This is a genomic window from Methylobacterium sp. J-092 (assembly GCF_022829325.1).
Taxonomy (GTDB): Bacteria; Pseudomonadota; Alphaproteobacteria; order Rhizobiales; family Beijerinckiaceae; genus Methylobacterium.
Genome location: NZ_JAKSXU010000041.1, coordinates 1 through 25,063, shown reverse-complemented (window position 1 = coordinate 25,063; position 25,063 = coordinate 1). Strand labels below are relative to the sequence as shown.

General features: G+C 69.8%; 23 protein-coding genes and 1 pseudogene. 15 read left to right on the top strand and 9 right to left on the bottom strand.

What is annotated here, in order from left to right:
- Window position 1: 1 nt before the first annotated feature.
- Window positions 2-1,108 carry a hypothetical protein gene (locus MKK60_RS02365; protein ID WP_243983747.1) on the bottom strand — a complete coding sequence of 369 codons (1,107 nt, stop codon included), beginning with the start codon at window positions 1,106-1,108 and terminating at the stop codon, window positions 2-4.
- Entirely contained in the window at window positions 1,101-1,823 is a 723-nt protein-coding gene (locus MKK60_RS02360; RefSeq protein ID WP_243983745.1) for an SDR family NAD(P)-dependent oxidoreductase, read from the bottom strand. The genes MKK60_RS02365 and MKK60_RS02360 overlap by 8 nt, the downstream gene beginning before the upstream one ends.
- 230 nt (window positions 1,824-2,053) lie before the next feature.
- Here MKK60_RS02360 and MKK60_RS02355 point away from each other — a divergent pair, with 230 nt between their 5' ends.
- Window positions 2,054-2,635, top strand: coding sequence for a carboxymuconolactone decarboxylase family protein (locus MKK60_RS02355; protein ID WP_243983743.1), 582 nt, complete (start codon window positions 2,054-2,056; stop codon window positions 2,633-2,635).
- A gap of 7 nt (window positions 2,636-2,642) precedes the next feature.
- On the opposite strand, the gene pdxH is transcribed toward MKK60_RS02355, so the two are convergent.
- Window positions 2,643-3,221, bottom strand: coding sequence for a pyridoxamine 5'-phosphate oxidase (gene pdxH, locus MKK60_RS02350; RefSeq protein WP_279603941.1), 579 nt, complete (start codon window positions 3,219-3,221; stop codon window positions 2,643-2,645).
- Window positions 3,222-3,388: 167 nt separating this feature from the next.
- On the opposite strand from pdxH, the gene MKK60_RS02345 reads away from it, so the two are divergent.
- The 3 genes from MKK60_RS02345 (at window position 3,389) to fabI (ending at window position 5,999) form a co-directional block, all read left to right on the top strand.
- Window positions 3,389-3,919 carry an RT0821/Lpp0805 family surface protein gene (locus tag MKK60_RS02345; protein ID WP_243983741.1) on the top strand — a complete coding sequence of 177 codons (531 nt, stop codon included), beginning with the start codon at window positions 3,389-3,391 and terminating at the stop codon, window positions 3,917-3,919.
- A 171-nt stretch (window positions 3,920-4,090) separates the two neighbouring features.
- Window positions 4,091-4,993: a DnaJ C-terminal domain-containing protein gene (locus tag MKK60_RS02340; RefSeq protein WP_243932344.1), complete on the top strand. Its 903-nt coding sequence runs from the start codon at window positions 4,091-4,093 to the stop codon at window positions 4,991-4,993.
- A 139-nt stretch (window positions 4,994-5,132) separates the two neighbouring features.
- Window positions 5,133-5,999: an enoyl-ACP reductase FabI gene (fabI, locus tag MKK60_RS02335; RefSeq protein WP_243932978.1), complete on the top strand. Its 867-nt coding sequence runs from the start codon at window positions 5,133-5,135 to the stop codon at window positions 5,997-5,999.
- A 27-nt stretch (window positions 6,000-6,026) separates the two neighbouring features.
- Here fabI and MKK60_RS02330 read toward each other — a convergent pair whose 3' ends face one another.
- Entirely contained in the window at window positions 6,027-6,374 is a 348-nt protein-coding gene (locus tag MKK60_RS02330; RefSeq protein ID WP_243983738.1) for an AAA family ATPase, read from the bottom strand.
- Between the two features lie 24 nt (window positions 6,375-6,398).
- Window positions 6,399-7,397, bottom strand: coding sequence for a polyphosphate kinase 2 family protein (locus tag MKK60_RS02325; protein ID WP_243983736.1), 999 nt, complete (start codon window positions 7,395-7,397; stop codon window positions 6,399-6,401).
- A gap of 189 nt (window positions 7,398-7,586) precedes the next feature.
- On the opposite strand from MKK60_RS02325, the gene MKK60_RS02320 reads away from it, so the two are divergent.
- The gene (locus MKK60_RS02320; RefSeq protein WP_147842642.1) at window positions 7,587-8,183 is read left to right on the top strand and encodes a histidine phosphatase family protein; all 597 of its coding nucleotides are present in this window, start codon (window positions 7,587-7,589) and stop codon (window positions 8,181-8,183) included.
- A gap of 206 nt (window positions 8,184-8,389) precedes the next feature.
- The gene (locus MKK60_RS02315) at window positions 8,390-12,478 is read left to right on the top strand and encodes a Pls/PosA family non-ribosomal peptide synthetase (RefSeq protein ID WP_409567353.1); all 4,089 of its coding nucleotides are present in this window, start codon (window positions 8,390-8,392) and stop codon (window positions 12,476-12,478) included.
- A gap of 85 nt (window positions 12,479-12,563) precedes the next feature.
- Here the strand turns inward: MKK60_RS02315 and MKK60_RS02310 are convergent, their stop codons facing one another.
- A complete protein-coding gene (locus MKK60_RS02310; protein ID WP_243983753.1) occupies window positions 12,564-13,220 on the bottom strand; it encodes an alpha/beta hydrolase in 657 nt (218 codons plus the stop codon).
- 294 nt (window positions 13,221-13,514) lie between these two features.
- Between MKK60_RS02310 and MKK60_RS02305 the strand changes: the two genes are divergently transcribed.
- From MKK60_RS02305 to sufA, 8 genes are all read left to right on the top strand, one after another.
- The gene (locus MKK60_RS02305) at window positions 13,515-14,684 is read left to right on the top strand and encodes a cysteine desulfurase family protein (protein WP_243983734.1); all 1,170 of its coding nucleotides are present in this window, start codon (window positions 13,515-13,517) and stop codon (window positions 14,682-14,684) included.
- 69 nt (window positions 14,685-14,753) lie between these two features.
- Window positions 14,754-16,223: a Fe-S cluster assembly protein SufB gene (gene sufB / locus MKK60_RS02300; RefSeq protein WP_147726380.1), complete on the top strand. Its 1,470-nt coding sequence runs from the start codon at window positions 14,754-14,756 to the stop codon at window positions 16,221-16,223.
- A gap of 10 nt (window positions 16,224-16,233) precedes the next feature.
- The gene (locus tag MKK60_RS02295; protein WP_243983733.1) at window positions 16,234-16,524 is read left to right on the top strand and encodes a hypothetical protein; all 291 of its coding nucleotides are present in this window, start codon (window positions 16,234-16,236) and stop codon (window positions 16,522-16,524) included.
- 50 nt (window positions 16,525-16,574) lie between these two features.
- A complete protein-coding gene (gene sufC, locus MKK60_RS02290) occupies window positions 16,575-17,327 on the top strand; it encodes a Fe-S cluster assembly ATPase SufC (protein ID WP_147726382.1) in 753 nt (250 codons plus the stop codon).
- A gap of 4 nt (window positions 17,328-17,331) precedes the next feature.
- Window positions 17,332-18,654: a SufB/SufD family protein gene (locus tag MKK60_RS02285; RefSeq protein WP_243983730.1), complete on the top strand. Its 1,323-nt coding sequence runs from the start codon at window positions 17,332-17,334 to the stop codon at window positions 18,652-18,654.
- A 226-nt stretch (window positions 18,655-18,880) separates the two neighbouring features.
- Window positions 18,881-20,125, top strand: coding sequence for a cysteine desulfurase (locus MKK60_RS02280; protein ID WP_243983751.1), 1,245 nt, complete (start codon window positions 18,881-18,883; stop codon window positions 20,123-20,125).
- Between the two features lie 52 nt (window positions 20,126-20,177).
- The gene (locus tag MKK60_RS02275; RefSeq protein ID WP_243983728.1) at window positions 20,178-20,561 is read left to right on the top strand and encodes an SUF system Fe-S cluster assembly protein; all 384 of its coding nucleotides are present in this window, start codon (window positions 20,178-20,180) and stop codon (window positions 20,559-20,561) included.
- 105 nt (window positions 20,562-20,666) lie between these two features.
- Complete coding sequence (gene sufA / locus MKK60_RS02270; RefSeq protein ID WP_147726385.1) at window positions 20,667-21,044, top strand: Fe-S cluster assembly scaffold SufA; 378 nt, start codon at window positions 20,667-20,669, stop codon at window positions 21,042-21,044.
- 8 nt (window positions 21,045-21,052) lie between these two features.
- On the opposite strand, the gene MKK60_RS02265 is transcribed toward sufA, so the two are convergent.
- The 3 genes from MKK60_RS02265 to MKK60_RS02255 form a co-directional block, all read right to left on the bottom strand.
- On the bottom strand, window positions 21,053-22,114 hold the full coding sequence (locus MKK60_RS02265) for a GGDEF domain-containing protein (RefSeq protein ID WP_147726386.1): 1,062 nt from the start codon (window positions 22,112-22,114) through the stop codon (window positions 21,053-21,055).
- Between the two features lie 111 nt (window positions 22,115-22,225).
- On the bottom strand, window positions 22,226-23,806 hold the full coding sequence (locus MKK60_RS02260) for a DEAD/DEAH box helicase (protein WP_243983727.1): 1,581 nt from the start codon (window positions 23,804-23,806) through the stop codon (window positions 22,226-22,228).
- Between the two features lie 204 nt (window positions 23,807-24,010).
- A complete protein-coding gene (locus MKK60_RS02255; RefSeq protein WP_243983725.1) occupies window positions 24,011-24,277 on the bottom strand; it encodes a hypothetical protein in 267 nt (88 codons plus the stop codon).
- 399 nt (window positions 24,278-24,676) lie between these two features.
- On the opposite strand from MKK60_RS02255, the pseudogene MKK60_RS02250 reads away from it, so the two are divergent.
- Window positions 24,677-25,063 (top strand): annotated as a pseudogene (locus MKK60_RS02250) (porin family protein); the annotation flags it as partial.

Sequence of the window (25,063 nt, the reverse complement as noted above, 5' to 3'; positions counted from 1 at the left end):
CTCACGGCTTCGTCCCATCCGGCGCGACGACCGCGACGCGTCCGTCGGACAGGCCGACGAGGATGCGCACCTTCGTCCCGCGCCCGAGCGCGGCGACGCCGTAGGCGGCGGGGGCGGGCAGCGCGATCCGCGCGCGCTCCCTGATGCCGCCCTTCAGCGAGACCAGGGCGATGGCCGAATTGTCGGCGACGGGCAGAGCGAGGTCCGCCTGCGCGCTGCCTTCGCCCTCGACCGCGGCGGCGAGATCGACGTCGCCCGGGCCGGAGGCGTAGCCCGGCGCCTCGCCGGCGAGGGTGAAGGCGTCGACGGCGGGCGTCCAGAGCTGGAGGCGCTCGCCCTTCGCCAGAACCGCGGCGACCTGCGGTAATCCGGCTCCGGTGAAGTCGGCGACGGCGGCGATCCGCAGCGGAGCGCCGTCCTGGGACAGCGTCCGGGCGGTGACGGCCCAGTCGCCGATGCCGGCGCGGGTGACGAGGGCCAGACCCGACGCATCGCCGCCGTGGAGCGTCGCCGCGACGAAGGCCTGGCGTCCGGCGAGGCGCACGGCGCGCGGCCTCGCGAGGGCGAAGGTCGCGTCCGGGCCGGCGGCGACCGTCACGGTCGAGACCGGCACCGGCTTCGGATCGGCGCCCATCGCCACCGGCTGGCGCTCGCGGATGGTGAGGCCCGCCGCCGCGGGGGCGGCGCCGATCGCGCGGGTGGCCCCGGTCAGGTAGGCGGAGGCCGCACCCGACAGCGTACGGCGCGAGCCCGGAACGGCCCCCCGCGGCGTCTCGGCTGCCGTCAGTCCGTCGATCGCCTCGGCACCGAGCAGCGTCGTCCTGATCGCGCCGTCGACGAGGCTCAGGGCCGCGCCGCCCTCCTTGCCCCAGACCAGGACAAGGGGCGCGCTCTCCTCCTCGCCGACGTCCGGCGCGGCCGGCGCCGCCGTCGGCCGGGCGAGCGGGATCAGCCCGGACGTCGCCACCGCGACGGCGACCTCGCTCCGCGGCCCGCGCATCGCGGTCGCCTGGAACGGCAGATCGAGGATCGTGACCGCCGGCTCGGCGGCGGCGGGCGTGGCGGCGAGAACGACGAGGAGCAACCAGCGGGACAGCCGGTCAGACATGCTGCCCGCCGTTGATGTGCAGCTCAGCGCCGTTCACGTAGGACGACGCCTCGGTGCACAGGAAGTAGATCGCCTTGGCGACCTCGTCGGGCGTGCCGAGGCGGCGCTGCGGGATCTGCTCGACCAGCTTGTCGGTTCCGGGCGACAGGATCGCGGTGTCGATCTCGCCGGGCGAGATCGCGTTGACGCGCACGCCCAGCGGCCCGAAATCGGCGGCCATCTCGCGGGTCAGGCCGGCCAGCGCCGACTTCGAGGTGCCGTAGGCCGCGCCCGCGAACGGGTGGACGCGCGACCCGGCGATCGAGGTGACGTTGACGATCGATCCCTTGGCGCGGGCGAGCTCGTCGCGCAGGCCCTGGGCGAGCAGCACGGGCGCGAAGAAGTTCACTTGGAACACCTGCTGCCAGGTCGCGAAGTCGGTCGGCAGGGCGCCGAGGCGCTCGCCGTTCGGCCCCTTGGGCGAGATGCCGGCATTGTTGACCAGCGCGTGGAGCAGGCCGCCCTCGATCGACAGCCGCTCGGCGACCTCCCGGACCCCGCGCACGGTATCCTCGGCGTCGGCGAGGTCGACCTGGAGGTGGTCCTCCGGGCCCATCTCCCATGGGCAGTTCTCGGGAAAGGCATGGCGCGAGCAGGTGATCACCCGCCATCCCGCCGCGGAGAAGCGCTTGACGGTGGCGTGGCCGATGCCCCGGCTCGCCCCGGTGAGCAGCATGACGCGACGGCGTTCGTTTCCGGGTATGGCCAAGGCCGTGCCTCGCTTCCGATCGGGGTCGGCGCCGGGGCACCCCGGCGGGCCGCCGCGCTGAGCCCAAGGTCTAAGCGCAGCCGGCCCGAAAATCCAGGGACTTCGCCGCGTCGCAACACCGGCGGGGACGCTTGACCGGGCACCGATGCGGCGGGATCACCGGGGCTCCGCAGCCCCTCGCACCGGATCGCCCCCTCATGCCGACCACGGCCCGCCCCACCGACCGCATGCCCGCCATTCCCGCGGATCGGCTCACCCCGGCGCAGCTCGCGGCATCGGACGCGTTCTTCGCAGCGCGCAGGACGCCGGTCTTCGGCCCGTTCGTGCCGCTGCTGCGCAGCCCCGACCTGATGCTGCGCGCGAGCGACATGGGCCTATACCTGCGCTACGACAGCGTTCTGCCGCTCAGCATCAGCGAGTTCGCCATCCTGATCGTCGCCCGCGAGTGGAGCCAGCAGATCGAGTGGCAGATCCACCATCCGATCGCGCTGAAGGCCGGCGTCGACGCGGACGTGGCGCAGGCGATCGCGGAGGGCCGGCGGCCGGAGGGCATGTCGGCCGAGGAAGCCGCGGTCTACGCGTTCTCGACCGAGCTCCAGCGCAACAAGGCGGTGAGCGACCCGACCTACGCGGCCCTCGTCGCGCTCTACGGCGAGCAGGGCGCGATCGATCTCACCGGGATCAACGGCTATTACGCCCTGCTCGCGATGACGATGAACGTCGCCCGCACCGCCCTGCCGGAGGGCGTCGCGCCGCCGCTGCCGGCCCTGATCCCGTAGCGGCATCTCAGGGATAGAGGCGCGACCGGTCCCAGCCCTCGCCGTTGCGGGTGAACCGGACGCGGTCGTGCAGGCGATAGTCGCCGTTCCGCCAGAACTCCATCGCCACCGGTGCGATCCGGAACCCGGTCCAGTTCTCCGGCCGCGGCACCGGCCCGTCCTCGTAGCGGGCCGACAGCTCCGCCACCTCCGCCATCAGCGCGTCGCGGCCTGCGAGCGGGCGCGACTGACGGCTGGCGATGGCGCCGAGCCGGCTGTCGCGGTGGCGGCTGGCGAAGTAGGCGTCCGCCTCCTCGGGCGTCACTCGCGACACCGGACCGCGGACGCGGATCTGCCGGCGCAGGCTCTTCCAGTGCAGCACGAAGGCGGCCTGCGGGTTGGCGGCGAGCTCCTCGCCCTTCGCCGATTCGACGTTGGTGTAGAAGACGAAGCCGCGCTCGTCAAAGCCCTTCAGCAGCACCATCCGCACGTCCGGCAGGCCGTCCGTGCCGGTGGTGGCCAGCGCGATCGCGTTGGCGTCCTCGGGCTCGGACGCCGTCGCCTCGGCCATCCAGGCGGCGAACAGGCCGAACGGATCGTCGCTCAGGGTGAAGTCGGCGGCATCCGGAACCGCATCGCGCCCGCCCGACTCATCGATCTTTAACGCGTCCACGACTTAATCCTCCGTTGTGAGATCCGGGTCGGGGGGCACCGACGTTGGAGCACACTTACGCGCCATCTCGTCTTGGGTTCAGGGTCTCGGGTTCAGGTGTAATGCGTCGTCGCGACAAGAAGGAAGGGGCTGCGGCGATGCCGCGGGCGGAAGCGCGGGCGGGGCGGCTCGCGCCGGTGGCACTGGCCGCGGGTCTCGCGTCGATGGTCTGCGGCTGCAGCCAGCCGCTCCTGATCTTCCGTGCGGATGCCAATCCCGAAGCCCGGGCGGAGACCGTCGCCGACGAGCCGATCGTCACCGGCAGCATCAGCCGGCGCCCGACGAGCTTCGGCTCGGACCTGGGCGAAGAGGATTGGCGCCGCGCCTACGCCGCGCTCTCGGTCGCCCTCGACCCGCAGGGCAACGGCAAGCCGGTGAAGTGGGACAATCCCGAGACCAGCCTGCGCGGCACGATCAACCCGACCGGGCTGCCCTACGTCGCCCACGACCTGATCTGCCGCGATTTCCTCGCCAGCGTGATCGCCCCCGGGAACAACCGCTTCGTGCGCGGCACCGGTTGCAAGCCGTCCGGCGGCGAGTGGGAACTCAAGCGCATCCGCACCGGCAAGGCTGGATCGGGCAAGACGAGCTGAGCGCGAACGATGCGAGGCGGCTCGGCCGCGTGACGCGTTCGGGTTGACGCCGGCCGCGCTTGCGCCGAGTCTCGTCGCCCCTACGTTGCGCGAGAGCAACAGGCCGCCCACATGCGGCCTGGATGGCCGCTGCTCCACAGCCGGCGCGAAACCACGAAGTTCAAGAGACCGATGCGCAATCCCTACGAGGTGCTGGGCGTCCCCAAGGGCGCTGGCGAGGCCGAGATCAAGAAGGCCTACCGCAAGCTCGCCAAGACCTACCATCCGGACACCAACAAGGACGCGAAGGCGAAGGATCGCTTCGCCGAGGCGAACGCCGCCTACGAGATCCTCGGCGAGCCGGAGAAGCGCCGCCAGTTCGACCGTGGCGAGATCGACGCCGACGGCAAGCCGCGCGCGACCGGGTTCGAGGGCTTCGGCGGCGGCCGCGCCGGCGGGTTCGACTTCAACAACGCGGCCCGCGGCCGCGGCGGCCCGGCGGGGGGCGTCGGGGAGGACATCTTCTCGCACCTGTTCGGCGAGGCGTTCCGCGCCGGCGGCGCCGGGCCGGGCCAGCGCCCGCCCGCCCGCGGCGAGGACGTGGCGGCCGAGCTCGGCGTCACCCTCGAGCAGATCGGCAGCGAGGAGAAGCTGCGGGTCGGCCTGCCGGGCGGCCGCGAGTTCGACGTGATGATCCCCAAGGGCGTCGTGGACGGGCAGACGATCCGCCTGCGCGGCCTCGGCTCGCCCGGCGGCCCGCGCTCCGAGCCGGGCGATGCGCTGCTGACGATCCGGGTGCTGCCGCATGCCCGCTTCACCGTCGAGGGCGCGGACCTGCGCGCCACCGTCGACCTGCCGCTCGAGGATGCGGTGCTCGGCGGCGCGATCCGCGTGCCGACCCTGACCGGCGCGGTCGAGATGAAGATGCCGCCGATGACCTCGTCCGGCCGCACCTTCCGCCTCCGCGGCAAGGGCCTGCCGAAGAAGGACGGCACCCGCGGCGACCTGCTCGCCGTCACCGCGATCCAGCTGCCCGCGGACGACGCGGCCCTGACCGAGTTCGTGAGGAGCCGGCGCACCGCGCGGGCCGAGTAGCCGGCGGCGTATCGCGCCGATCCGGCGGACTTCCGTCCCCGACGCGCCTCCGCTAAGGATGCCTCCGGCGCGAGACCGCCGCCCCGTCAAGCGGGGCGGCCGGGAGTCCCGGGTGCCGAAGCGAATTTTCGGGTGTGGCATGGCGGCTTTCGACGCAACGGACGAGCAGGGCGCGGGCAGGGACGCCGCGCCGGGCAGCAACCTGCTCGCGGGCAAGCGCGGCCTCGTGCTCGGCGTCGCCAACAACCGCTCGATCGCCTGGGGCATCGCCAAGAGCGCGCATGCCCATGGTGCCAAGCTGGCCTTCACCTACCAGGGCGACGCCCTGAAGAAGCGCGTCGAGCCCCTGGCGCGCGAGCTCGACGCCCACGTCGTCGGCCATTGCGACGTCACCGACCCGGCCTCGATCGACGCGGTGTTCGCGGCGACCGCCGAGATCTTCCCCGAGGGCATCGACTTCGTCGTCCACTGCATCGCCTTCTCGGACAAGGACGAGCTGACCGGGCGCTACGTCGAGACGACCGAGGCGAACTTCACCAAGTCGCTCATGATCTCGTGCTACTCGTTCACGGCCGTCGCGCAGCGCGCCGAGAAGATCATGCCGAACGGCGGCTCGCTCCTGACGCTGACCTATTACGGCGCCGAGAAGTGGATGCCGCACTACAACGTCATGGGCGTCGCCAAGGCCGCGCTCGAAGCCTCGGTGCGCTACCTCGCCGCCGATCTCGGCCCCTCGAACATCCGCGTCAACGCGATCTCGGCCGGCCCAATCAAGACGCTCGCCGCCTCCGGCATCGGCGACTTCCGCTACATTCTGAAGTGGAACGAGTACAACGCCCCCCTGCGGCGCACGGTGACGATCGGCGAGGTCGGCGAGACCGCCGCCTACCTGATCTCCGACATGTCCCGCGGCATGACCGGCGAGATCCTGCACGTCGACGCCGGCTACCACGTGGTCGGCATGAAGAACCCCGAGGCGCCGGACCTGAGCCTCGACAAGGATTGAGGGCGGGCGCGCCGGCGAAGGCCGGCGTCAATCACCGTCCTCGAAATTCCCCGACAGCTTCAGCCCGGCGATCCAGGTCGCGCCCTGGCGCTTGATCACGCGGTGGGGCTTCGCGCCCCGCTCGTCGAGGATTGCGTCGGCCAGCCGTTCGGAATGGGTCACGAGCCAGACCTGCGTGCGTTCGGCCGCCTTGACGATCATGCGAGCGAGGGGAGCCAGCAGGTCAGGGTGCAGGCTCGCCTCGGGCTCGTTCAGGGCGACGAAAGGCGGAAGCCAGTAGGCGAGCAGGGCTCCCGCGAGGGCGAGGAACCGGAGCGTCCCATCGGAGAGCTCGGAGGCTTCGAAGATCCGCTTCGGATAATCGGGAAACACCATCCCGAACCGTGCCTCGCGGCGCCGTCAGTCCGGCACGACCAGATCCGCGATGCCCGCCACTGCTTCCGGGAACTGCGGGTCCATCGCGTCCAGCGTGTCGGCGATGGTGCGGGCGATGACGAGGTTGCGGAACCACTTCCGGTTGGCCGGCACCACGTGCCAGGGCGCATGCGGCGTCGAGCATCGGGTCAGCGCGTCCGAGAACGCCGCCTGATAGGCATCCCAGGACTTGCGCTCGACCAGGTCGGCCGGATCGAACTTCCAGTGCTTGTCCGGGTTCGCGATTCGCGCTTCCAGGCGCTGCTTCTGCTCGTCCTTCGAGATGTGCAGGAAGAATTTCAGGATGTGGGTCCCGGATTCGGTGAGCAGGCGCTCGAAGTCGTTGATCAAGCCGTAGCGCGCCTGCCAGACCGGCTCCGGCACCAGGCCCTTCACGCGCACGACCAGCACATCCTCGTAGTGGCTGCGGTTGAACACGCCGATCATCCCGCGCCCGGGCGTGCGCTGGTGGTAGCGCCACAGGAAGTCGTGCTCGCGCTCCTCGGTCGACGGCACCTTGAACGAGGCGACCGTGCAGCCTTGCGGGTTCACGCCTTCCAGGACCGCGCGGATCGTGCCGTCCTTTCCGCCGGTGTCGATCGCCTGGAACACCACGAGCAGGCTGCGCTGCCGCTCGGCGTAGAGCTTTTCCTGAAGCGCCTGGATCCGCGTGCGCTCGGTGGCGAGCGCCGCCTTCGCCCAGTCCTTGTCGAAGCCGCCGTCGGCGTCGGCGTCGACCTTCGCGAGATCGAACCGGCTGCCCGGCGCGACGGTGACGATGCCATCGGCCGCCGCGACGGAGGCGGGACCGTGCGCATCGATCAGCGCGGGCGCGATGCCTGCGATCTCGGCCGTCGCGGCCGCCCACAGGGAGGAGGAGGGCGCCTTGCGCCGGGCATCCTCGACGGAACGGTCCGGCGACTTTGTCACACCGGCTGTCCCCGCCTTCTGGCGCCGATCCGTCTTGCGGTGCTTCTTGCTCATGGACAGACCTTCTACCGACCGATCGCGTCCCGGCCTAGATCGGGCACCCGCCTTGCATCCGAGGGCGACCCGAGCCCTTCAGACCGCCATGCCCGTTGGACGCCACCCTCATGAACCCGCCCGCGCAGCCGCCGCGAGACCTTCGCTTAGGACGCGACCGGTGAGGGCGCCGACCGGAACCGCCGGAGCGTGAGGCCCATCCCGACGATCTACTTCATCCGGCACGGGCAGACCGACTGGAACGCCGAGGGGCGCTTGCAGGGGCAGCGCGACATCGGCCTCAACGCCGTCGGGCAGGGGCAGGCGGCGGACGCCGCGGACCGGCTCGCGGCGCTCGCGGGCGACCGGCTCGCCGAGGCCGACTTCATCGCGAGCCCCCTGAGCCGCACGCGGCGCACCATGGAGATCCTGCGCGACCGCCTCGGCCTCGCGCCGACCGAGTACCGCAGCGATCCCCGGCTGATGGAGATCCATTTCGGGGCGTGGGAAGGGCAGACCTGGGCCGAGATCCGCCGTCGCGATCCCGGCGGCGCCGGCGCGCGCGACCGCGACCGCTGGGGCTATCGCCCCTCGGGCAGCGGCGCCGAGAGCTACGCGATGCTGACCGAGCGCGTCGCGCCGGTCTTTTCCGACCTGGCGCCGGCCACCGTCGTGGTCGCCCATGGCGGCGTCGCCCGCGCGATGCTGGTGGCGCTCGGCCACCTCGACATCAAGGCCGCCCCGCGGATCGCCGTCCGCCAGGGCTCGGTGCTCGTCGTGGACGCGGCCGGATGGCGCTGGGCCTGAGGTTTGTCGCCGACCGTTCAAGACCCGTTCAAAGGTCCGGTATACAGCGAGGTCTCGGGGCCGGTTCGCACGGCCTCGACCCGATGGGCGGACTGCCTCGATAACGGCACGATCCCGCGTCAGGAACGCGCTTCGATCGCCGGCCGGGTGCGCATGCGAGACAGACGGGAACCCAGCTCCGCCCGGAGCTGGCAGCGGAGCATGCGATGAGTAGCCTCGGCGAGATGATCCGGCCCGAAGCGGACCGGCACCCCGCGGCGACCCCGTCCGACCGGGCCGTGCTGCGCGGCGCGGTGCGTCCCGACCTGATCCGCGACGAGGTTCTCGGCGAGATCTTCGCCGAGACCGCGCGGGCACGGCCGGACCATCCGGCGCTGATCGACGGCGCCGCCAAGGACGCGTCGGGCCGGCACCCGCATCTCACCTATGCCGAGGTCTTCGCCCGCGCCGGACGGATCGCGGCGGGTCTCGCACATCGCGGGATCGGGCCGGGCGACGTGGTCGGCCTGTGGATGGCGCGCGGGCCGGACCTGCTCACCGCCCAGATCGGGATCACGCTGTCCGGCGCCGCCTGGCTGCCGTTCGACGCCGAGGCGCCGGCCGACCGGGTCGCGGTCTGCCTCGGCGACGCCGCCGCGAAGGCCCTGCTGGTCTCCGAGGCGCTGGCCCCGGGCGCGCCCGACGTCGCGCCGGCCCTGACGCTCGATGCGCTGCTCGCCGGCACGCCCGCGGACGCGGCGACGCCGGACCTTCGCGCCGGCGGCCTGACGCCGCAGCATCCCGCCTACCTGATCTACACCTCCGGCTCGACCGGCGTGCCGAAGGGCATCGTCATCAGCCACGCCAACATCTGCCACTTCCTGCGCTCCGGAAACGCGCTCTACGGGATGGCGCCGGACGACGTGGTCTTCCAGGGCGCTTCGGTCGCCTTCGACCTCTCGATGGAGGAGATCTGGGTCCCGTACCTCGTCGGCGCGACGCTGTTCGTCGCGAGCCCGGCGATGATGGGCGACGTCGAGTCGCTGCCCCGGATCATCGCCGAGGCCGGGGTCACTGTGATCGACACCGTGCCGACGCTGCTGGCGATGATCACCGCAGACCTGCCGAGCGTGCGGCTGATCCTGCTCGGCGGCGAGGCGCTTCCCGAGCCGCTGGTCGCACGCTGGGCGACGCCTTCGCGAAAGCTGTTCAACACCTACGGGCCGACCGAGGCCACGGTGGTCGCGACCGCCGCCGAGATGCGCCCGGGCGTGCCGGTGACCATCGGCGGCCCGATCGCGAACTACTCGGTCTACGTCGCCGGCGAGGACCTGCGCCTGCTCGGGCGCGGCGAGCCGGGCGAGCTGCTGATCGGGGGGCCCGGCGTCGCGAAGGGCTACCTGCAGCGGCCGGAGCTGACCGCGGACAAGTTCATCGCCAACCCCTACGCCTCGGACGGCGCCGACCCGCTGCTCTACCGCTCGGGCGACGCGGTCTCGCTCGACGCCGGCGGCAACATCCTGTTCCACGGCCGCATCGACGATCAGGTCAAGATCCGCGGCTTCCGCGTCGAGCTCGGCGAGATCGAGTCGCGGATCCAGGCCCAGCCCGGGATCGCCCAGGCCGCGGTGGTGCTGCGCAACGACGACGGCGTCGACCGGCTGGTCGCGTTCATCGTGCCGGACCGCGGCCACGACCTTGACCGCGCGGCTTTGCGCCGGACGCTGGCCGAGCAGATGCCGCCCTACATGGTGCCCGGCCATTTCGAGGCGGCCGAGGTTCTGCCGCGCCTCACCTCCGGCAAGGTCGACCGCAAGGCGCTTCGCGTCGCAACGCTCACCATCGTCGATGCCGACGGCGAGCAGGAGCCCCCGGAGAACCAGACCGAGGCGGCGCTGCTGGCCGCCGCCAAGCAGGTCTTCGGCAACCAGCCGATCGCGCTCGAGGGCGACTTCTTCTCCGACCTCGGCGGCCATTCGCTGCTCGCCGCCCGCTTCGTCGGAGCCGTGCGCGAGGCCCCGGCGCTCGCCGGCATCACGCTGCAGGACGTCTACCGCGAGCGCACCCTGCGCCGGATCTCGGACGCGCTGATCGCCCGCACCGGCGGCGCCGGCATCGAGACCGCGATCCGCGACCTCGCCTTCGTGCCGCCGCCGCTCCGGCGCCGCGCGCTGTGCGGGCTCGCCCAGGCGGTGGCCCTGCCGTTCGTGATCGCGCTCGCGACCGCGCAATGGCTCGGCATCTTCGTCACCTACCTGCTGCTCACCGGCGGCGGCCTCGGCTTCTTCGGCGAGCTAGGCGTGCTGCTCCTCGTCTACGTGGCGATCAACGCGGTGACGGCGACCATCGCGGTCGCGGCCAAGTGGCTCGTCCTCGGCCGCACGAAGCCCGGCCGCTACCCGCTCTGGGGCGCGTATTATTTCCGCTGGTGGCTGGCGCAGCGCCTGGCGCCGCTGGTCCACGTGAAATGGCTGCAGGGCTCGCCCGCGATCGCCGTCTACCTCCGGCTGATGGGCGCGAAGGTCGGCCGCGACACCCTGATCTCCGACATCGAGATCGGCGCCCCGGACCTGCTCTCGATCGGCGACGGCGCGTCGCTCGGCGGCCGCCTCGTCGTCGCCAACGCCGAGATCGTCGGCAACGAGCTGGTGATCGGACGGGTTGAGATCGGCCGGGACGTGGCGGTCGGCACCTCCTGCGTCCTCAGCCATGACACGGTGATCGCCGACAACGCCGAGATCGCCGACCTCACCACCGTTCCGGCCGGCACGCGCATCGGCGCCGCAGAGCGCTGGGACGGCTCGCCCGGACGAAAGGTCGGGATGGCCGACGTCGCGGAGCTTCCGGAGCAGGCCCCGGCCTCGGCCCGGCGCCGGGCCGGCTTCGGGGCGATCTACCTCCTGCTGCTCGGCGCGATCCCCGCCGTCGGCCTGCTGCCGATCTTCCCGGCGTTCTTCATCTTCGACCAGATCTCGGACTCGCTCTCCGACATCACCGACATTGACTACCACTGGTACCTGCCGCTGCTGACATGGCCCACCGCCATGCTGATGACCGCCGGCACGGTGCTGCTCATCGCCGGCATCCGCTGGCTGGTGCTGCCGCGGCGGCGCTCGGGCACCTACTCGATCTGGTCCGGCTTCTACCTGCGCAAGTGGTCGGTGGCGCTCGCCGCCGAGGTGACGCTGGAGACGCTCTCCTCGCTGTTCGCCACCGTCTACATGCGGGCGTGGTACCGCCTGATGGGCGCGCGCATGGGGGAGGGCGCCGAGATCTCGACCAACCTCGGCAGCCGCCACGACCTCGCCGAGGTCGGCAGCCGCAACTTCATCGCCGACGAGGTGGTCTACGGCGAGGAGGAGATCCGCCGCGGCTGGATGCACCTCCAGCCGGCCCGCACGGGCGCGCGGGTGTTCGTCGGTAACGACGCGGTGGTGCCGCCGGGCGCCGACATCCCCGACGACGTGCTGATCGGCATCAAGTCGAAGCCGCCGGCCAACGAGGAGATGGCGCCGGGCGACACCTGGTTCGGCTCGCCGCCGATCAAGCTGCCGTCGCGCCAGCGCGTCGACGTCGGAACGCTGGCTCAGACCTACGAGCCGGGCACGCTGGTCAAGCTCCGCCGCGGCGTGTTCGAGGCGTTCGCGACCTCGTTCTCGCCGATGCTGTACATCACCCTCGCGATCACCGCGATCGACTGGTACTTCTACCCGGCGATCCTCGAGCGCGACTGGAGCGGGCTCGCCGTCAGCTTCGTCACGGTCAGCGTCGCGATCGCGCTGATCCAGTCAGCCGCCGTCATCGGCATGAAGTGGGCGCTGATGGGCGTCTATCAGCCCGGCATGCGGCCGATGTGGTCGTGGTGGGCGATGCGCACCGAGGCCATCGCGGTCGCCTATTGGGGCTTGGCCGGCAAGGTGCTGCTGGAGCATCTCCAGGGCACGCCGTTCCTGCCCTGGGCGCTGCGTCTGTTCGGGGTGAAGGTCGGCGAGGGCGTGTGCATGCTCACCACCGACATCACCGAGTTCGACTGCGTGACGATCGGCGACTTCGCCACCATCAACCGCACCGCCGCCCTGCAGACCCACCTCTACGAGGACCGGATCATGAAGGTCGGCCGCGTTGTGATCGGCCGCGGCGTTTCGGTCGGCGCATTCTCGACGGTGCTCTACGACACCAAGGTCGGCGACTACGCGCGGCTTCGGCCCCTCACCATCGTGATGAAGGGCGAATCGATCCCGGCGCATTCGGAATGGGAAGGCGCACCGGCCGTGCCGGTGGTGCTGACCGCACCGGCCGATCGCGCGGTGGCGTGATCCGGTCGCGGGCGCGAGGCGGGAAAAAGGGCAGGCCGCCCGTACGGCGCCTGCCCGCTGCGAGGCCCGCTCGAAAGAGGTGGCCTCAGGCCACCTCTTCCTTCTTGCCGAGGCGCTTGTCGAGGTAGGTGTCGACCGTCTGGGTCAGCTCGTCGACGCGCCCGTCGAAGAAGTGGTTGGCGCCCTCGACCATCTGGTGCTCGATGATGACGCCCTTCTGGGTCTTCACCTTCTCGATCACCGGCATGACCTCGCGGGCCGGGGCCACACGATCCTCGGAGCCGTGCACGAACAGGCCGGAGGAGGGGCAGGGCGCAAGGAAGGTGAAATCGTAGCGGTTGGCCATCGCGGCGATCGAGATGAAGCCCTCGATCTCGGGGCGGCGCATTAGCAGCTGCATTCCGATCCACGAGCCGAACGAGACGCCGGCGATCCAGCAAGACTTGGCCTCGGGGTTGACCGACTGCACCCAGTCGAGCGCGGCGGCGGCGTCCGACAGCTCGCCCGAGCCGTGGTCGAAGGCGCCCTGGCTGCGGCCGACGCCGCGGAAGTTGAAGCGCAGGGCCGCGAAGCCGCGATTGGCGAACGTGTAGAAGAGGTTGTACACGATCTGATTGTTCATCGTGCCGCCGAACTGGGGGTGCGGATGCAGCACGATCGCGATCGGCGCGCCCCGCTTCTTGGGGGCCTGATAGCGACCCTCCAGTCGGCCGGCGGGACCGGTGAAGATGACCTCGGGCATAGTGTCCTCGACTCCTGTGGCCATGCCGGGCGAGTCCGCCTGCCCGGATGGCCGTGTACGCCTCGACCTGCGCGGTCGCGCGACCGCCTTGACTCGCCCCGCGCCCGACGTAAAAGCGCTCTTAGAATAATTCTAGGCGATTAGAACTGTTCTAAACAGCGCGGCAGCGGGGTCTTCCCCGACCAGCCTGGAAACGCCGTTCGGCGGTTCGAAACCGTGTCGACGGCGCGGCTTAGCACGCCAACCCGGTGCCAAAGCAAGGAAATGTCGCATCTTTCGCCAGTCGGAGAACGGATGACAGCGGACCGCGCCTATCTCGACCACAACGCCACGTCTCCGGTCCGTCCGGCGGTGTCGCACGCGGTCGTGCGGGCGCTGGCGCTGCCCGGCAACCCGTCCTCCGTCCATGCCGAGGGGCGTGCGGCGCGGGCGATGCTCGAGGATGCCCGCGACGAGCTCGCCCGCCTCGTCGGTGCCGCGGCGTCTCAGGTCACCTTCACCAGCGGCGGCACCGAGGCGGCCAACGCCGTCCTGTCCGGCGCGCTCCGCCGGCGGGGGAGCGCCGCACCGACGCGCCTGCTGATCGGCGCGACCGAGCACCCCTGCGTCACCGCCGGCCACCGCTTCCCGGCGGACGCCGTCGAGGTGCTTCCGGCCCTGGCTTCCGGCGTGCTCGACCTCGATGCGCTGGCGGCGCGGCTCGACGCCCTTCGCGACCTGGACGTGCTCGTCTCGGTGCACGCGGCCAACAACGAGACCGGCGTGGTGCAGCCGATCGCCGCCGTCGTGGCCCTGGCGAGGCGGCACGGCCGCACCCTCGTGCACAGCGACGCAGTGCAGGCGGTCGGCAAGATCCCGGTCGATTTCGCTGCGCTCGGGCTCGATGCGCTGACCCTGTCCGGGCACAAGTTCTCGGCGCCGAAGGGCGTCGGCGCGCTGGTGTTGCGGGACGACGCGCAGCTCGACGCGGCCTTCGTCCGCGGCGGCGGCCAGGAGGCGCGGCTGCGCTGCGGCACCGAGAACCTTCCCGGGCTCGTCGGGATGGGCGAGGCGGCGGAGATCGCCCGCCTCGCGCTCGATACGGAATCCCGGCGCCTCGCGCAGCTGCGCGACGCGCTGGAGGAGGCGGTGCTGGCCCGCGCGCCGGACGGGGTGGTGTTCGGCCGTGACGCCGAGCGGTTGCCGAACACCCTGTGCTTCGCGGTGCCGGGGCTCGATGCGCCGACCGCCCTGATCGCCTTCGATCTCGCCGGCGTGGCGGTGTCGTCGGGATCGGCCTGCGCGTCGGGCAAGGTGGCGCGGTCGCCGGTCCTGGCCGCGATGGGCGTGAGCCCTGCGCTGGCCGCGGGGGCGCTACGCGTCAGCCTCGGCTGGAATACGGGGGAGGGCGACACTGCGCGCTTCCTCGGTGCCTTCGAACGGGTCGTCGAGACCCTATATAGACGGCGAGGGCTTGCGGCCTGAGCGCCGCGCCGACGCCATCTCACATGGAAGCCTCCGGTCCTTGAAACCGGCGATGCTTAGGAGACGCTGATGCCTGCCGTGCAGGAAACCATCGATCGGGTCCGCTCGATCGACCTCGACCAGTACAAGTACGGCTTCGAGACCACCATCGAGATGGAGAAGTCCGAGAAGGGCATCTCCGAGGATGTGGTGCGCTTCATCTCGGCCAAGAAGGACGAGCCGGAGTGGATGCTCGCCTGGCGGCTCGACGCTTACAAGCGCTGGCAGACCATGCAGGAGCCGGACTGGGCCCGCGTCGCCTACGACAAGGTCGACTACAACAACATCTACTACTACGCTGCGCCGAAGCGTCCGGCGGCGATGTCGCTCGACGAGATCGACCCCGAGATCCTGAAGACCTACGAGAAGCTTGGCATCCCGCTCCGCGAGGTCGAGGTGCTGGAGGGCATCGCCCCCGAGCGCCGGGTCGCCGTGGACGCCGTGTTCGACTCCGTCTCGGTCGCGACGACGTTCAAGGCCGAGCTGTCGAAGGCCGGCGTGATCTTCATGCCGATCTCGGAGGCGATCCGCGAGTACCCGGACCTCGTCAGGAAGTACCTCGGCTCGGTCGTGCCGGTGACCGACAACTTCTTCGCGACGCTGAACTCGGCCGTCTTCTCGGACGGCTCGTTCGTCTACATCCCGCCGGGCGTGCGCTGCCCGATGGAGCTGTCGACCTACTTCCGCATCAACGAGCGCGACACCGGCCAGTTCGAGCGCACGCTGATCATCGCCGACAAGGGTTCCTACGTCTCGTATCTTGAGGGCTGCACCGCCCCGAAGCGCGACGACAACCAGCTGCACGCTGCGGTGGTCGAGCTCGTCGCCCTGGAGGACGCCGAGATCAAGTACTCGACCGTCCAGAATTGGTACCCGGGCGACAACGAGGGCAAGGGCGGCATCTACAACTTCGTGACCAAGCGCGGCGATTGCCGCGGCGACAACTCGAAGATCTCGTGGACGCAGGTCGAAACCGGCTCGGCGATCACCTGGAAGTACCCGTCCTGCATCCTGCGCGGCGACAATTCCCGTGGCGAGTTCTACTCGATCGCGGTGTCGAACGGCATGCAGCAGGTCGATTCCGGCACCAAGATGATCCATCTGGGAAAGAACACCACCAGCCGGATCATCTCGAAGGGCATCTCGGCGGGCCGCTCGCAGAACACCTATCGCGGCCTCGTCTCGGCGCACAAGAAGGCCTCGAACGCGCGCAACTTCACCAATTGCGACAGCCTGCTGATCGGCGACCAGTGCGGGGCGCACACCGTGCCCTACATCGAGTCGAAGAACGCGTCCGCGGTGTTCGAGCACGAGGCCACCACCTCGAAGATCTCCGAGGACCAGAAGTTCTACTGCCTGCAGCGCGGCCTTTCCGAGGAGGAGGCGACCGCGCTCATCGTCAACGGCTTCGTCCGCGACGTGCTGCAGCAGTTGCCGATGGAGTTCGCCGTCGAGGCTCAGAAGCTGATCTCGATCAGCCTCGAAGGCTCGGTGGGGTAGGCAACACGCCATGGCCTTCGCGTTCGACACCCTGAAGTTCACCCAACGGCTCGAACAGGTGGGTGTCGGACGCGAGCAGGCCGTCGCGCGCGCTGAACCGGCACGCGACATGATCATCGCCGATTCCGCGACCAAGGCGGATTTGGCGGATATGGAGAAGACGCTGAGGTTGGACCTCAAGGCGTTGAAGACGGGGATCGACGGTTCGCTGCGCGAACTCGAACTCCGAATGACCGTGAAGCTCGGGGCGATCATCGCGGCCGCCGTCGCCGTGATCGCTGCGCTTCAAAAATTTCTCTGACGGGGCCGCAGGGCGATACCGTCGCACACCATCTTCGGGACTACGCGAACATGCTCGAAATCAAGAACCTCGTCGTGCAGATCGAGGACAACCGCATCCTCAACGGCCTGAACCTCACCGTGAACGACGGCGAGGTCGCCGCGATCATGGGTCCGAACGGCTCCGGCAAGTCGACGCTCTCCTACGTCATCGCCGGCAAGGAGGACTACGAGGTCCTCGACGGCGAGATCCTGCTCGACGGCCAAAACGTGCTGGAGATGGGCGCGGACGAGCGCGCGGCGGCCGGCGTGTTCCTCGCCTTCCAGTATCCGCTGGAGATCCCGGGCGTCGGCACGATGACCTTCCTCAAGGCCTGCCTCAACGCCCAGCGCCGCGCCCGCGGCGAGGCCGAGATCGCGACCCCGGACTTCATCCGCCAGGTCAACGCGGCGGCCGAGAAGCTCGAAATCAACAAGGACATGCTCCGCCGCGCCCTCAACGTCGGGTTCTCCGGCGGCGAGAAGAAGCGCATGGAGATCCTGCAGATGGCGCTGCTGCAGCCGAAGTTCTGCGTGCTCGACGAGACGGATTCCGGCCTCGACATCGACGCGTTGCGCATCGTCTCCGAGGGCGTCAACGCCCTGCGCGCGCAGGGCCGCTCGTTCCTGGTCATCACCCACTACCAGCGCCTGCTCGACTACATCGTGCCCGACACCGTGCACGTCATGTCGAAGGGTCTCATCGTGAAGACCGGCGGCAAGGAGCTCGCCAAGGAACTCGAGGCCTCCGGCTACGCCGAGTACCGCACCAACGAGGCTGCGTAAGCCCATGGCCGACATCGCCAATCTCCGCACCAGCGCCGAGACCGGTCTCTCGACCCTGTTTGAGACCGCCCGCAAGGGGTTCGGCAGCGAAACCGCGATCTCCCGCGAGGAGGCGTTCCGCTTCTTCGAGGCCGCCGGCCTGCCGAGCCGCCGCGTCGAGGCGTTCAAGTACACCGACCTGCGTGCCGCGATGCAGGAAGCCGCGCCGCCGGCCGAGACGCCGGCGCTCGACCTCGCCACGTCCGCCGTCGCCTCCGCGACCGCGTTCTCGGCAATCGAGGCGGTGCGACTGACCTTCGTCAACGGCCACCTGATCCGCGAGCTGTCCGATCTCGATCGCGTGCCCGCCGGCGTCTCGGTATCGCCGCTGAACGAGGCCCTGAGCCGGGGCGATGCGCGCCTGAAGAACCTTGCGCCGGTGGCGCAGGCCCGCGAGAACCCGATCTATCAGCTGAACACCGCCTTCCTTGCCGACGGCGCGCTGATCTCGGTGGAGGCCGGCGCGAAGGTCGACACCCCGCTGCACCTGCGCTTCGTCGGCGCCGGGGCGGAGGGCTTCTCCACCGCGACGCGCGTTCTGGTCGAGGTCGCCGACGGCGCCGAGTTCACCTTGCTCGAGACGCACGAGGGCCCGAACGGGCTGACCTACCAGCCGAACGACGCCCTCGACGTCCATGTCGGCAAGCATGCCGCCTTCCGGCACGCGCGGATCAACCGCGAGGGCGACAAGGCGATCGCGCTCTCGACCATCAGCGTGCGGCTCGACGACGAGTCGAGGCTGGAGACGGTGAACCTCGTCACCGGCGCCGTGCTGTCGCGCCACCAGATCTACATGCACGTGGCCGGCGAGAACGTGAACGCGGTCGTCAACGGCGCGGCGATGCTCGGCGACGGGCAGCTCGCCGACTCGACGCTGCTGGCCGACCATGCGGCGGTCGGCGGCGTCGGCCGCGAGATGTTCAAGACGGTGATCGACGGTGACGCTACCGGCGTGTTCCAGGGCAAGATCATCGTCCGCCAGATCGCGCAGAAGACCGACGGCAAGATGAAGTCCGATTGCCTGCTCCTCTCCGACGAGGGGCAGATGATGAACAAGCCGGAGCTCGAGATCTTCGCCGACGACGTCGCCTGCGGCCACGGCGCCACCTGCGGCGCCCCGGACCAGGACCTGCTGTTCTACCTCATGGCGCGCGGCCTGCCGAAGCCGATCGCCGAGAGCCTGCTGGTGCAGGCCTTCGTCGGCGAAACGGTGGAGTCGGTCACGCATGAGGGCGCCCGCGCGGCACTCATCGGCGAGATCGAGGCTTGGCTGGCCTCGCGGGGGTGATCGGCCCCGGTCGCGCGCATCCTGAAAAATGGGTGATGTGACCGCGATCCCTCCCAGACCTTCATCCTGAGGCGCCCACGTCGGTGGGCCTCGAAGGAGGAGACGAGGGATCGCACTATCTCTGGAGACCTCCGTCGAGGCCTCCGCTTCGCTTCGGCACCTCTGGACGAGGCTGCAGGTTGGAGGGGCGATGCTTGCGAAAGACCGCCGGTTCGAGGCCGACACCATGAACGCTCCTCTCCGCCAGCCTACCTACGACGTCGAGGCGATCCGGGCGCAATTCCCGATCCTGTCGGAAAAAGTCTACGGCAAGCCGCTGGTCTACCTCGACAACGCCGCCTCGTCGCAGAAGCCGCGCGCGGTGATCGACGCGATGGTCGCGTGCATGGAGAGCGGCTACGCCAACGTCCATCGCGGCCTGCACTTCATGGCCAACGCCGCGACCGAGGGGTTCGAGGGTGCCCGCGAGACCACGCGGCAGTTCCTGAATGCCGCGTCGACCGACGAGATCATCTTCACCCGCAACGCCACCGAGGCCTACAACCTCGTGGCCGCGTCGATGGGCTGGGCCGGGATGATCGGGGAGGGGGACGAGATCATCCTCTCGATCATGGAGCACCATTCCAACATCGTGCCCTGGCACTTCCTGCGCGAACGCCGCGGGGCCGTCATCAAGTGGGCGCCGGTCGACGACGAGGGCAACTTCCTCGTCGAGGACTACGAGAAGCTGTTCACGCCGCGCACCAAGATGGTCGCGATCACGCAGATGTCGAACGTGCTGGGCACGGTCACGCCGGCGGCCGAGATCGTCCGCATCGCCCACGCCCACGGCGTGCCGGTGCTGCTCGACGGCGCGCAGAGCGCGGTGCATCAGCCGGTCGACGTGCGGGCGCTCGATTGCGACTTCTTCGTCTTCACCGGTCACAAGGTCTACGGCCCGACCGGGATCGGCGTGCTTTACGGCAAGAAGGAATGGCTGGAGCGCCTGCCGCCCTACCAGGGCGGCGGTGAGATGATCCGCACGGTCAGCCAGGAGGCGATCACCTACAACGATCCGCCGCATCGGTTCGAGGCGGGCACGCCGGCGATCGTCGAGGCCGTCGGCCTCGGCGCGGCGCTGGAGTTCATGATGTCGGTCGGGCGCGACAAGATCGCGGCGCACGAGGCCGCGCTCACCGCCTATGCCCAGGAACGGCTCGGCGCGATGAATGCGATCCGGCAGATCGGAACCGCGAAGGGCAAGGGCGGCGTCATCGCCTTCGAGATGAAGGGCGCCCATGCCCACGACATCGCGACGGTGATCGACCGTTCGGGCGTCGCGGTCCGGGCCGGCACGCATTGCGCGATGCCACTGCTCACCCGCTTCGGCGTCACCTCGACCTGCCGCGCCTCGTTCGGGATGTACAACACCCAGGCCGAGATCGACGTACTGGCCGAGGCGCTCGCCCGCGCCGAGATGATGTTCGCCTGAGCGTTTGGACTGGGTCGCCGCCCCGCCGCGGCGGCCCGATGAGGAGATGGACATGAGCAGCGACGCGACGATCACCGGAGGCGCCAACACGCCGAAGGTCGCCGGAGCTGAGGGCGTACCGCGCGCCGAGCTCGACCGGCTGACCGACGATATCGTGGCCGCGCTGAAGTCGGTCTACGATCCCGAGATCCCAGCCGACATCTACGAGCTCGGCCTGATCTACAAGGTCGACATCGACGACGACCGCAAGGTCGCGATCGACATGACGCTGACGGCTCCGGGCTGCCCGGTCGCCGGCGAGATGCCGGGCTGGGTCGAGGATGCGGTTGCCAAGGTCCCGGGCGTCCAATCCTGCGCGGTGACGATGGTGTTCGATCCGCCGTGGGATCAGAGCCGCATGTCCGACGAGGCCCGCGTCGCCCTCGACATGTGGTGAGCGTCACCGAGCGGTATGGACCGTGCTCCGCGCGATCCTTATCTTAAGACCGTACGCGCACCCTCAACCGCCCGGGCCTTGAACCCGGCTGCCGGAGAGACACCGATGTCCACTAGTTTCAAGGTCATGTCGCTGACGGATGCGGCAGCCGACCGCATCAAGGCGATCATCGCCGACGCCGACCGGCCGATCGCGGGCCTGCGAGTCGGCGTGAAGAACGGCGGCTGCGCCGGGATGTCCTACACGATGGAATATGCCGAGGATCGCAAGCCCGGCGAGGACATGGTCGAGGATCGCGGCGTGAAGGTCTTCGTCGATCCGAAGGCGCTGCTGTTCCTGCTCGGCACGCAGATGGACTTCCAGTCCAGCAAGCTCGCCTCGCAGTTCGTCTTCAACAACCCGAACCAGACCTCGGCCTGCGGCTGCGGCGAGTCCGTCGCGATCACGCCGGTCGGCCCGGAGCGGCTGCTCGCCTCGGCCTGAACCCGCGATCAGGCGACTGCGGCGACGAGGTCCGCCGTGGTCGCATCGTCGAGCGTGCGGTTGCGGCCGGCGCGCTTGGCGGCGAACATGCACAGGTCCGCACGCTCCAGCAACGAGACCGGCGTGTCGCCGCGGCGGTAGCACGCCACGCCGAGCGAGATCGTGACCTTCCCGAGCGATTCCCCGGTCGAGCGCTTGATCAGCTCCCGGCCCATCACGCTGGTTCGGACTTTCTCCGCGATGGCGTAGGCCGTTTCCCGGTTCGTGCCGGGCAGCAGGATGCCGAACTCCTCGCCGCCGAAACGGGCGAGCATCGCGCCCTTCTCGACGCTTTCCCGCATGACGACGGCGACCAGGCGCAGCACCTGATCGCCGGTGAGGTGGCCGTAGAGGTCGTTGAAGCGCTTGAAGAAATCGATGTCGAGCACGACGAGGCTCGAGGACGTGCCGAGCGAGGCGCGATCGAGCGCCTTGTGCAGCATCTCCTCGAAATGCTTGCGGTTCGCCAGCCCGGTCAGCGGATCCGTCAGGCTCTCGATCCGCGTCGCCTCGAGCTTCTCGCGCAGGGATTCGACTTCGGTGCGGCTTTCCCGCATCCGCGCCTCGAGGGTCCGGTTGTTGGAGGCGACTTCCCGCGTCGTCGCGACCAGGGTGGCCACGATCTCGCGCAGGCGCGCCCGGTTCAGCGTCGAGACCGAGAGGTCGTGGCTCAGCGCACGCAGCGATTCGCCGTACTGCGCGGCCGAGCCGAGCGAGAGGTCGAGCATCTCCATGACGCCCTCGATCTCGGTCAGCATCGTCGCGCCGGTCTCCCCGGCGGCCGTGACGTAGCGCGAGCCGCCGAGATAGCTGTCGTAGAGATCGTCGACGTCCGAGGCGGACAATCCCGCGTTCGTCGCGGTGAGACGCTTGATCGCGTCGTTCATCAGCGGCTGATCGCCGGAGACGTAGGTGTACCAGACGGCGTAGGCCCGCGGTGTCGCCGAGGGCCCGTAATCGCGCATCAGCTCCTGAGCGCGGCGCGCCAGGGCGAAGCTGCGATCGCGGTCGGCATAAAGCCCTTCGCTCATCCGATCCCCATCGTCCATCGCCGCCCCGTCGCGTCGGCGTTCGGGTCGGACGCCGCAAGCTACCTTAAGGAGCGTGGACGGAGGGTTAAGGCCGAGGTCGCGATCTGCGGCTCAATCTTGCTTCTTGATCACCGCCGGCCGCAGCATGAAGGCCGGAACGTGCTCGCCGAGACCGATGGGCGTATCGCCGTCCTCGTCGCGGCGGCGCCCATAGCCGCGCTCGTCGCGCGACCGCTCCTGCGGCGGGCGAGCCGCGGGGGCGGGAGTTCGCTCGGGACGCGGCCGCGCCTCGGCTGCCGGACGGCGCGGTGCCTCCCGCCGCGCCTCGTCCGGTCGCCGCTGAGGCTCCCGCCGAGGCGAGGTCTCCGCAACCGAGTCGGACTCTAGGTTGGCGGAAGGCTCCCTCTTGAAGGAATCCCTCCGTTCACGCGACGACCGCGCCTCCCGCGGCGCCTCGGCCTCGGCGGGGACCTTTCGGCCACGTCGCGCGGAATCGCCGGCGCGTCCGCGATGGCGGGTGCGCGTCTCGCCCTCGTCGGTGCCTTCCTGGCTCGGCGCGGCGGTGTCGAGGTCCCCGTCCATCCACGGGATCGGCTGCCCGATCAGCGACTCGATCGCCTGGAGCGAGCGGTCGTCGCTGCGGCTGACCAGGGTGAAGGCCGCCCCCGAGCGGCCGGCGCGGCCGGTGCGGCCGATGCGGTGGACGTAATCCTCGGGATGGTTCGGAACGTCGAAGTTGAAGACGTGGCTCACCGCGGGGATGTCGAGGCCGCGCGCCGCGACGTCGCTCGCGACCAGCAAGGCCGTCTCGCCGCCGCGGAAGGCATCGAGGGCGGTGGTGCGCGAGCGCTGGTCCATGTCGCCATGAAGCGCGGCGGCATCGAAGCCGTGGCTCACCAGCGACTTCTGCAGCAGCGCGACGTCGCGCTTGCGATTGCAGAAGATGATGCCGTTCTTCAGGTCCGCTTCGCCGCGGATCAGCTTGCGCAGGCGCTCGCGCTTGGCGCTGCCGTCCGACGAGGTCGCGACCAGACGCTGCACGATGGTCGAGGCGGTGGAGGCGGCGCGCGCCACCTCGATCCGCTCGGGATTGTGCAGGAAGATGTCGGCGAGCCGCTCGATCTCCGGCGGCATGGTCGCGGAGAAGAACAGCGTCTGGCGGGTGAACGGCACCATCTTCACGATGCGCTCGATGTCGGGGATGAACCCCATGTCGAGCATGCGGTCGGCCTCGTCGATGACCAGGAGCTCGACGCCGCTGAGCAGCAGCTTGCCGCGCTCGAAATGGTCGAGCAGGCGCCCCGGCGTCGCGATCAGCACGTCGGTGCCGCGGGTCAGCTTGGCGTCCTGGTCGGCGAAGGAGACGCCGCCGATGATCAGGGCGACGTTGAGCTTGTGGTTGGTGCCGTAGCGATCGAAGTTCTCGACCACCTGCGCCGCCAGCTCGCGGGTCGGCTCGAGGATCAGCGTCCGCGGCATCCGCGCCCGCGCCCTCCCGTTCTCGAGCATGGTCAGCATCGGCAGGGTGAACGCGGCCGTCTTGCCGGTGCCGGTCTGTGCGATGCCCAGGACGTCGCGCCGGGCGAGCACGTGCGGGATCGCCTGGCTCTGGATCGGCGTCGGTTCCGTGTAGCCGGCGGCGGTGACGGCCTGGAGGACCTTGTCGCTCAATCCGAGATCGGCAAATGACATAATCTTTTGAGAACCGTTGCGCGCGGGGTCGGGCAGGGCCGGCGCGGAGGACATCGTCGCGGCGACGGCAGCGACGGCCGGTCGGGTCGACGGCCCGCCGCGCCTGCGAGTGCGCGGGACACTTAGGCCCTTGCAACCACTTGTCAATCTGATGCACCCGGACGAGCCGGGGTTTCCCCCTCCGAAAGGTGCGAAGACTGCCCCCTATGGGCGGAGGCCACGCATGCCCGAAGGGAGGTTGCAGGGATCGAGCCTCACGGCGCGAACACCCTGCGCGATCGAGCCGGTCGTCTCCGGATCGGCGATCGTCCCCCTCGACGTCGCCTGGGCCATACGGGTCGGCTCGGCGTTCCGATCGGCCCGCGCGAAGTGATGGGCCGCCGCGAGGGCGACGATCGCGGCGATGCCGGTGGTCTGGATCGTCCAGCATAGGATGCCGTACGACTTCGCTGACCCGATGCCTTCGCTCATCGCGCACCTTTCCGCCGAATTCCGGCCCCTCGCGGAGATCGACGGTGAAGGCTCATGGTTAATCTTCGCCTTACGGCCGCAACGGCTTCCGAGGGAGGAAATAAAATGCAACCGCCCGAGCAGGGTCATGACATATGATAAGCACGGCTCCGGTCTTCGGTAAATCGATCGTGAATCCCGGACAACAGAACGAGGCGTGGGGCGAACCCTGATCTTTCCTGCCGGACCATGTGCGCCAAGACACACCTGCGAACGACATCGCGTAAGCCGGGCGTAACCTTCATCTTTCGTTGACCGCTTCCGGGTCATCTGAGCGAGCTTGTTGCAGGAAAGCGACAGACCGAGCGGGCAACCCGGCTTAGAACAAACTCGGCTTTGCCAACCAGGACCTGGAAAAAAATGAAGAGCCTTCTCCTCGCCACGACCGTTCTCGCCGGCCTCACCGCCGTCGCGTCCGCCGCCGACCTTCCGCGTCGCGCTCCGCCGCCGGTGTTTACCCCGGTTCCGGTGTTCACATGGACGGGCGCGTACTTCGGTATCAACGCCGGCTACGGCTTCGATGCCAGCGATCGCCGCGGCGCCACCGTCGTCGGCGTCTCGCCCGGCAACGCGATCTTCGCCGGCCCGGCCGGCGGCAACACCGGCGGCGTGCTCGCCTTCGGCGGCAGCCGCGGCAACGACGGCTTCACCGGCGGTGGCCAGGTCGGCTACAACTACCAGTTCACCCCGGGCTCGGGCGTCGTGATCGGCATCGAGGCCGACGCGCAGTACGTCGACTTCGGCCAG